Raw genomic sequence first — 9,094 nt, 5'->3', positions numbered from 1 at the left:
CTATTTATTTTAAGAAAAATGAGTGATTTTCTACTTCAACTAACGAAGCAGGTTAGTGCAAGATAGATAATGTAAAAGGATGGGAGAAAATGAAAAAGAAAATTTGGATTCCAGTTTTATTTTTAGCAATAATAATCGGTGGTGTTTATTTATTTATAAAAATCAATTCACCATTGGAAATTGGCACACTTGCATCAACTGAAGATAATAATTCAGTCGTTGTTGGTGTCGGTAATAAAGGTTTTCGTGAAATAAAAATATTAGATGTCACAGTGAATAATGGTGAGAAACCTATGAAAACAAGGTTACAAGTTAGTAATGCATTGCAAGGTTTTATTATAACGAATGATGATACCGATGAAAAAGCAAAAAAATTTGGCTTTACAGATATAGGCAAGGTAGCCATAAAAACAGGAACTTCGCCATCTTCTAACTTTGAAAAATTAGATAATGGGACGGCTACAAAAAATGATGAAATTTATGGGATTAGTGTTTTTCACAACGAAGAGGTAAATAAGGTTTATATAAAATATAAATATCTCGGCATTTCATTTAATGAAACTGTGATACTTAACTAACGGGTGCTTTACTTCAAGACGGAGTAAAGCCTTTTTTCTTATTGAACTAAAGAGGCAGGTTAGTGCAATAAAGAGATGACGTTTTATGGTAATATCAAGGGAATAATTGAATCTTTCTTTTTGGGAATCTTTGTGTCAAATGAGATTTTTGAAAAAGTGAAAAGAGGACTCGACGTAATTAAATGATAAGAGCTGGATTAACGGGAAAGCAGGTGCGGTTTATGAAGGCATTTAAAAAAACAATCGAATTCCTAAATAGAATGAAAGTCATCGACATATGGGGGGGCAGAAACGAGGGCTTATCCAATGATGACAAAGAATATATAGACAGAAAAACAACTCAAAACCCTTATGGGCTTATAGGATTGATATTGGGTGGAATTGCGTTCACACTTGGACCTCAGTATGGTTTTATTTCTGTTATTAGTCTTATCTTTTGCATAGTTACCTTTTTTACTTTTGACAAAGAAAAAGAAGATAATCCTTGGCCTTTTTACGTAGGTATAATACTTTCATTGATCGGCTTAATTATGGTTATTAATGGGGAAGTACACGAGCTAATATTTTAATGTCTTTTTTAAAGGCTTCTTTCTCATAGGACACGCCTATCTTATTTCGGTACAGTATTGGCTAACTATGGATTAACCGATTCTTAAACTAACGGGTGCGTTAATTCAATAAGAAAAATGTGGAAGTCGATCATTACGTATCGGCTTTTTTTAATTTCATTGATAGAAATAGTGTCATTAATGCACATTTATGGCTACGTTCCCAAAGTGTCGCATAGACTGAAGTTGTGAGGTGTCATATATCATAGCCAAAAGTAAAGGAGAGGAAAGCCAATGAAATACGGTTATGCGAGGGTATCAACGGCAGTCCAGGAATTAGAAGTCCAGTTAGTTACGTTGGAAGCTGAAGGGTGCGAAAGAATCTTCCGTGAAAAGTATACGGGAGCAAAAACAGACCGTCCTGAGTTTACTGAGTTGTTAGCGCACTTAGAAGAGGGTGACACGCTTGTTGCTACCAAACTTGACCGGTTGGCAAGGAACACTGAGGAAGGAATCAAAGTGATCCGGGAGCTGTTTGAAAAAGGCGTTAAAGTTCACATACTCAATCTCGGGTTATTGGAAGATACGCCAACAGGCAGATTCTTTCTTCAAACACTCCTGGCGGTGGCAGAGTTGGAGCGGAGCATGATAATCGAACGTATGGCAGAAGGTAAAGCAATTGCAATGTTACGAGATGATTATGTAGCTGGCAGACCGAAGAAGTTCTCACAAAAGAAGATTGACCAGGCGGTAGCAATGCTCAATGACCATTCTTATAAGATGGTGGAGGAATTAACGGGCATATCGAAAAGCACGCTTGTAAGAGCAGCACGCAAGGCTAGAGTAACCGAATAACCCCAAGCGCCTTCATTCTATGAGTGAACTCACATAGAAGGGAGGTGTTTTTATGTATAAAAGGAATCCATTTACAGTAATGAGGGGGAGTTGGTAACAAGCCGTACAACAAAGTTTGCCGGACGTTTCAGCGATAACAAAGGATATGCGGCTTACTTACAATGGTAAGACCATCATGAGCAGAGTAGATGCCGTGTACCCCATAGAAGTAACAGATATGGATCTTGGCAAGTTGACAAGGTTGTCAAAGCACTTACAACCAAACACTAATCATCTCGGTTATAAAGGCAATAAGACCAACAGACCGATGGACGCAGTACATATAGGGAGTGTCATCGGTGTAGAAGAGTCACAAGCAAGGCGCTTCGTTAAGCGTATGATTGATACGGTTATGATGGCACAACAGGGTACGTGCTACCACGTGATCCCTATCTACTTCCTTAATTAGTATGTGAGTGACGAACTGTATTGGTTATTCAAACCACGACTCAAAGACGCATGGTGCTTTACTTCAACAACAGGGGCTTCTTAGGGAGCTCTTTTCTTATTGAATTAACGGGGTTAGTTAAACAAATACATAACTTTTATGAACTGGGCAAACTACCTTAAGTGATTAAATAAGGTGGTAATTAAAAATATGAAAAACAAACAATTTACCTATATTTTGGTTTTATTCGTTTTGGTATTGACGTTATTTGCTACGGGAGTAAGGTTATCGAACAAAGATACAGCTGAAGCTGAGAATGTCGGTGCTGAAGAAAAGCACTCCGATTTATATGACGTATTATTAGTTTTATTAGACCCTGATGCAAGAAAAGTGATTAATAAGGAATACCCAAATCGTAGTTATGCACTTTGGAATGCAGAAATATTAGAAGTAAAACGACTAACTGGCGGGTATTCTCAATATGATTTTACTGTGAAAGTAAAATATGATACGTATACAGGTCCTTTTAATCCACCTGAAGGTCCTATTACAATAACCTTTCATGTAACAACAGATGGAGTTTCAGTAGCGAAAATTCAAAAATGAGTCTTGATACAGCATTGTATCTAATTCAACTAACGGGTAGCTTTACTTCAAGAAGGAGTAAAGCATTTTTCCTTATTGAACTAACGCGGCAGGTTAGTTGAACAGTGTTGTTTAACTTGTGTTCAACAATCGTTCCAGACTGTTGAATAAGGATAGTTGTTATTAACTTGGGCAAAATATGGTGGGTAAATCTTTTACGTAGGAGAGATTGACGTGAGAATTCGAATTTTATTATTAATAACACTCATCTATTTTAATTTTTCGTCGATAGCAAGTGCAGATGCCCCACTAACAGCTGTATTTATCCGTGATCATCAGTTATGGCTCAAAAAGGGTGACCAGGAAATACAACTGACAAAAGACCGATATGTGTATTCTCCGAAATGGTCATATGACGGTCGTTTCATTGGATTTATTGATGGGGATGAAAAGGGAGAAAAGTCGGATTTATTCATTTATGATACGAAGGAAAAAGAAAGCTACCAACCTTACGTAAGGGTCGAAACATCTGACTTTAAATGGTCCCCGAACAAAAATCAGTTGGCCTACATTAGTCGGCGTGTATTAAATGTGACAAAAATAAGGAATGGCCGGCCGCAAGGTTTTGAAAATGTTTCATTAGGTGTTAGTGGTTTTGAATGGTTTCCGAACGGAAAAGAATTTATTGTTTCCTCAGAATCCAACTTACTCCCAACAGGATGGAGTCCAATCCCATTTTATAGAATTCCGGTAGATGCAAATCTCGCCAAAGATAAAATGCAGCCTTTTTATACGATTCAAACTAAAGTACCTGACTTGTTTGGGACTTATGCTGATTATTTTAAGTGGAGTTCTGATGGGAAGTGGGTTAGCTTTTTAGTTATTCCTACCCTTTCTTGGTCCATGGATAGCAATACGTTAAGTGTTTTATCATCACAAGGAAAACACTTTCAAGCAGTGGGAAAAATGTTAGGGTATCAAGACTGGTTTAAGTGGGCTCCTTCTGCCAATCAATTGGCTTATATTTCTGGAGAAGGAAGATTTTTTGTTGAAAACAAGAAAATGACGATTGCGGGAATCCCAATAGTTAAACAACAAGAATACACACCTAAAGGGTTTGTAGACCTTGATTTGGAATGGTACTCTAAAGATTTGGTAATTGTGGCTCGTGCGAAAGAAAACAAGGAGTGGAAAGAAGGACCTCCACCAACTATGTTCACATCACTTTACGCTATAAACATGAGAACAGGAGAGCAAAAACAAATCTCATTTCCAGGGAAGAATGAACTTGAGGAAGATCCTCAAGTTGTTGGACCCTACCTTACTTGGTTTCGAAAGATGGCAGAGCAAACTAAAGGTGATGTATGGGTAAAGAACACTTTAAATGGTCAAGAGCATATATGGCTTAAAAATGTAGATTACGCTCCAACATTTTTTACACCGGAGTAAAGTCCTTAAGAATATGTTGAATAAGCGTCTCTTTTCTACTTCAACTAACGGGTGCTTCAATTAGGGGTTAAGCACCCTTTTCTTATTCAACTAAAGAAGCAGGTTAGTTCAAGAAACTTATGCTGAATTTCGTTTTAACCTGATATGATTTAACTATCAGGTTCCTGTTTAGAGAGGTGAATAATATGAATGAGTTTGTCGTTAGAGGCAACCAAGGTTTTATACGTTTTGAGTTGATAGAAGTTTTTGGATTTCCTAAAGACACAAGTCATAATGGTGGTTATGATGCTAAAGCAATAGTGGAAATTAAGAGTGGAAAATATTATGTACAAGGTGACCTGTGGTTTACCACAGGAGAAGTATTTGAGTTTTATGACCAATTAAAAAGGTGTAATAGCGAATTAAAAGGAGAAGCCACCTTTTGGAGTTCCGAGGCGAACCTCAAGATAGATATTAAATTTAACCATCTAGGGCAAATCATAATACAAGGGTATTATAAAGAACAATCGGGTAAAGATAATGAGTTACAATTTGAAATGGATAGCGACCAAAGCTTTATTCCTTCAACACTAGAAGAATTAAAGAAATTTGTATCTTATTATGGAGATATGAAAGGTGTACGAAACAATTAGTGCCTTTTATGTAGGGTAAAACCGATTGTCTTCAACTAACGAGGTGCTTTAGTTGAAGAAGATTAAGTGTGTATGCTGCATAACATCCGTTCACGGAAGTAGTTAATTCCATTACTCAATAAAAAAAGCTGCTATGTAAAGGCAGCCGTATTATAAAAGTCTAGTTAGAATAGGTGAAGAAATGTATAAATACAGTATTACAAAGTATAACCCCTTATTTAGAGATGATGAAAACAGATACTTAAAAGATGATTGGACAGCAATTAGTGATATTGGGAAAACTTTTGATAAAGAAATGTTAACGATTGAAGATTACAAAAAAACTGAAGATAGCTATATTAATGCAATACACTTAATCATTGATTATTTATGTCTTCCTTACCTAAAAGTAGATGATGTAATGCGAAGCTTCTCGTTTGAAATGTTTCAAGATTTAATAAAAGATTACCGGGAACTTTATAGCGAGGAAATGTTGGAGTATTACTCGAATGTAAAAAACAAAGATAACTTAAATAAGAAAAACATTGATGTTTTTTGTAGGTTTTTACTTAGAGAGGACATTGGTGCCAAGGTTTATTATCCTAGGAGAATGAAAGTATTTATAGGATATGACTATTTAATGGGTGTTCATATGTCAAAACCTTTAGACCCAATCATTCCTTTAATTGAAAAGATGGGATTGTTTGTTGAAAATATTTCATAAGTAGATGAAGTAGAGAACATTTAATTTGGATTGGTTACGATGGAATTATTGTTGAATAAAGACCATTCACGGAAGTAGTTTACTCCATTACTCAGTAAGAATCGGTTACCCTAGATACTGCTTGTTATATATTTTGAAAAGTAAAACATTTTTAATCATCAGTTATACTTGTGTTGAAGAAGCGGGTAGGTTTGGAGAATATTCTTCAACTAACGGGTGCTTTCGTATTATAAGGTTAACCAGTTTTTACTGGTTGACCTTATTTTTATAGGATTTAATATATCAGTAGCCAGGGTAGGACGCTTTTTTGCATTGTTGTATTAAAGAGGTATTCGTATGTATAAGGGCAAATAAAGAACATTGTAAAGATAAAAAGTAGGGATTAATCATATTTATTATTTTGTTGAATTATTTAGTCTTCCCAAATATATTTTCATTATGGTACGCAATATTCTTTTCATTAAGTTTGTGAATTAGTACCAAATTCTGTTCGTGAATTGGGTGATTACTGTCTATATGATAGACTTTTCTGTGAGTTATATCAATTTTGATAGCACCTCTATCAAACATTAAGTGGTGATTAGGACAAAGCACAATCACATTATCAGAAGTGTCTGATCCATTATGTTTTCCAAGGGGTCTAATGTGATGCACTTCTGATGCAAAATTTTTTGCACCTATTTGTATTTTTTCACCACAAACTTGACAGGTGTTATTATATGATGTCTTAATCTTCTTTACTAGGTTAGTATCTCTCTGGGTCAGATAAAGAGTTCTTTTTAGTTTAATGGGATTCTTATTACCAAGTCTTACAAATGAATCTGCAGGTGTCAAAGCAGCTAAGAACTTAAAAAGGAAGAAACGCTAAATCCAGCGTTCCTTCCTTTTTTATTCTGAATTTTCCGATTAATTTTGCATATGGAAACGCCAACAGAGCAATACGATTGGTTGTGGCAGTAAACTTTCCTGATGAGTGAACACTGGGATCTACTCCTGCAAAGGCAACCAGTTTTTTCGGATGACTGAACCGATCGATTTCAGAGGTTCAGCTCCGAAGGAGCCACCGACTTGTTAAAACGAAAGAAACTGAGACACAACGAGTATTATGATATGCAATATCATTTTGATTCTTTATATGCTCAAAGTGCCAATGGTCAAAATTTTTATGGATTACTCGATTTAATGCAATCCGATGAAAACATTCGATTAGCTTATCGTAATATATTGCTAGTGATCTAATTGCAAAAGTCTAGTGTATATTTAATACTTAGAAATATTTCAAATGGGTTTACAAACAACTTGTGCACAGTATGATGCAGTTATTCTTTTTAATTGAGGTGAGATTTTTGGATACACTAACTTACTGAAGGTCTTCACAAGTGGAGAGAGAGATTCAAGTAAAATGGTATTAGGTGCTACAGTAGGTCTTAAATTTGTATCATAAAGGAATTTTTAATTTTAAATGAAGAAGATAACTGTTTTTAAAAAACAAATTATATATACTTGCCAAATACATATGAATTTGATTGACTTTTAATAAGATCAGTCCTCCGCAAACAGGTTATGTTTATGGAATATTGATGAAAAAAATAAAAAAGGACGAGGAGGATACAATTATGATAAGTGATTCAGATTTGAAGCACCTGCGACGTTGTGTTGAATTAGCAAAAACTGCACTGGAGAAAGGTGACGAGCCATTTGGTTCGATACTTGTCTCAGCCAACGGAGAGGTGCTTGAAGAAGACCATAATCACGTTGCGGGTGGTGACCATACTCAACACCCGGAATTTTCTTTGGCGCGATGGGCAGCCAATAACATGACACCTGAAGAAAGAAGCAAGGCGACAGTATATACCTCTGGCGAACATTGCCCTATGTGTGCTGCGGCCCACGGTTGGGTTGGTTTAGGTCGGATCGTTTATGCAAGTTCGTCTGAACAGTTGGTACAATGGTTGAATGAAATGGGGGTTACTCCATCGCGCGTTCGAAATCTTCCCATTCATGATGTTATTTGTGATACCACAATAGATGGCCCTGTTCCTGAACTAGCGGAGCAAGTTCGTCAACTCCATCGTCAGTTTTACGCAAGGAGACGTTGAATATATCGGGCCCTGTTGTTTAAAACTGTCATAGTATCAGTTTCCCACTGCACTAAAGTAATAGGGAAGTGGGAGTTATCACGTTGGATAAGAAGAATGAATCATCCCATTCCTATCCGAAAACGAAACGGCTAAGAACTATGTATGGAAGCGGAGCAGAATAGGGGAATGGATGCTCAGAAAAACTGAAGTTTTCACCTTGGTATAATGCTATAGAAGTTACCTGGGGATAATTTAGATGGATAAAAAGTATTTGAAGGAATTATCAGAGCAGCAGTAGGGGCAGTAAAGGGGTTTCCAAATGCCGAAATCGCCGTGAAGGTTGCTGAGGGGGCCGTCCACATAATCTTTTCCCGGGAAATCGCACATAGCGACAAGAAACGCGCGTGCTGTTAATTTTACTCACACACTAAAAATACTAAACCTAACTTTCACAATTACTTTTTAAAAATGATTTGCTACTCCCACGAGTAGCTTTTTTATTTACATGATTTTAGTTCATAATCGGATATAACAAATTTTCGTGACTCCTAAAATAGAATACTTCTTTTAGAACATTTGTTTCTTAAAGTTTATAAATCCGTTCGCGAAGTTACTAGTATATTAGTGAACGTTCGAAAAGTGATGTTATATATTTACGAACGAGATTCTTTAATGTATTTCATTTCAATAAACCTGTTTGTAAAGATGTACTTTTTCGAACGCTTTTAGTCTCTTTGATCAGCAATCCATCTCAAAAATTGACTAGGTAGTTTAGGAATAGAAAGATTGTCCTTCAATGAGGAGGTTAATGGCATCTCATCAGGATAGAAGAATTAATCTATTAATTTATCCGGAATGGCCTCACGCTCTAGCCTAAAGGGATTATGCATATGTGCATATACAGGACCACCAATTCTAGCCAGCGGATTTAATTTTGGAACATTAATTTTATAGGCATCAATTCAGAGATGTTAAAACGACTAAATAACATATAAACCAGCTGGGGAAGTCTCTGCCAGCTGGTTTATGCGAAAGTTTACGGTTGTTGATGAACCAGTAGTAGAGGAAACACCAACCCACGGCTACGAAGACATTCGTCGATATTTAAACGTCCGGTTGCGCAACAGGACTGAAGAGTTGATCTGTATATTTTGCAATGGCTCAAAAATAAAACGACCAATCCGATTAGGGATGTTGTGCACCCCAAAAGTTAGAGTCAAAATCTAACCTTTGGGG

General features: G+C 36.3%; 10 protein-coding genes and 1 pseudogene. 9 read left to right on the top strand and 2 right to left on the bottom strand.

The window, feature by feature from the left end; all coding sequences use genetic code 11:
- The first annotated feature begins 89 nt into the window (after nt 1-89).
- The 8 genes from AC25Y6_RS19495 to AC25Y6_RS19460 all read left to right on the top strand — a co-directional run bounded on the left by AC25Y6_RS19495 (nt 90) and on the right by AC25Y6_RS19460 (nt 5,777).
- A complete protein-coding gene (locus tag AC25Y6_RS19495; protein WP_488144190.1) occupies nt 90-578 on the top strand; it encodes a hypothetical protein in 489 nt (162 codons plus the stop codon).
- Nucleotides 579-799: 221 nt separating this feature from the next.
- Nucleotides 800-1,147 carry a cell division protein FtsK gene (locus AC25Y6_RS19490; RefSeq protein ID WP_488144189.1) on the top strand — a complete coding sequence of 116 codons (348 nt, stop codon included), beginning with the start codon at nt 800-802 and terminating at the stop codon, nt 1,145-1,147.
- Nucleotides 1,148-1,420: 273 nt separating this feature from the next.
- A complete protein-coding gene (locus AC25Y6_RS19485) occupies nt 1,421-1,981 on the top strand; it encodes a recombinase family protein (protein WP_488144188.1) in 561 nt (186 codons plus the stop codon).
- 175 nt (nt 1,982-2,156) lie between these two features.
- Complete coding sequence (locus AC25Y6_RS19480; RefSeq protein WP_488144187.1) at nt 2,157-2,429, top strand: hypothetical protein; 273 nt, start codon at nt 2,157-2,159, stop codon at nt 2,427-2,429.
- A 189-nt stretch (nt 2,430-2,618) separates the two neighbouring features.
- Nucleotides 2,619-3,014: a DUF3888 domain-containing protein gene (locus AC25Y6_RS19475; protein WP_488144186.1), complete on the top strand. Its 396-nt coding sequence runs from the start codon at nt 2,619-2,621 to the stop codon at nt 3,012-3,014.
- Between the two features lie 213 nt (nt 3,015-3,227).
- Nucleotides 3,228-4,442: a translocation protein TolB gene (locus AC25Y6_RS19470; protein WP_488144185.1), complete on the top strand. Its 1,215-nt coding sequence runs from the start codon at nt 3,228-3,230 to the stop codon at nt 4,440-4,442.
- A gap of 185 nt (nt 4,443-4,627) precedes the next feature.
- Entirely contained in the window at nt 4,628-5,074 is a 447-nt protein-coding gene (locus AC25Y6_RS19465; protein ID WP_488144184.1) for a WapI family immunity protein, read from the top strand.
- 181 nt (nt 5,075-5,255) lie between these two features.
- On the top strand, nt 5,256-5,777 hold the full coding sequence (locus tag AC25Y6_RS19460) for a hypothetical protein (RefSeq protein ID WP_488144183.1): 522 nt from the start codon (nt 5,256-5,258) through the stop codon (nt 5,775-5,777).
- A gap of 408 nt (nt 5,778-6,185) precedes the next feature.
- On the opposite strand, the gene AC25Y6_RS19455 is transcribed toward AC25Y6_RS19460, so the two are convergent.
- Together AC25Y6_RS19455 and AC25Y6_RS19450 are read right to left on the bottom strand one after the other, a co-directional pair.
- The gene (locus AC25Y6_RS19455) at nt 6,186-6,611 is read right to left on the bottom strand and encodes an HNH endonuclease (protein ID WP_488144182.1); all 426 of its coding nucleotides are present in this window, start codon (nt 6,609-6,611) and stop codon (nt 6,186-6,188) included.
- 103 nt (nt 6,612-6,714) lie between these two features.
- Nucleotides 6,715-6,816 (bottom strand): annotated as a pseudogene (locus AC25Y6_RS19450) (transposase); the annotation flags it as partial.
- Between the two features lie 577 nt (nt 6,817-7,393).
- On the opposite strand from AC25Y6_RS19450, the gene AC25Y6_RS19445 reads away from it, so the two are divergent.
- Nucleotides 7,394-7,876, top strand: a complete 483-nt coding sequence (locus AC25Y6_RS19445; RefSeq protein WP_488144191.1) for a nucleoside deaminase — start codon at nt 7,394-7,396, stop codon at nt 7,874-7,876.
- Nucleotides 7,877-9,094: the final 1,218 nt, after the last annotated feature.

This window comes from Sporosarcina sp. Y1004, from assembly GCF_057669665.1.
Note: the sequence above shows the minus strand (reverse complement) of the source record. Positions and strands in the feature narration are given on the sequence as shown.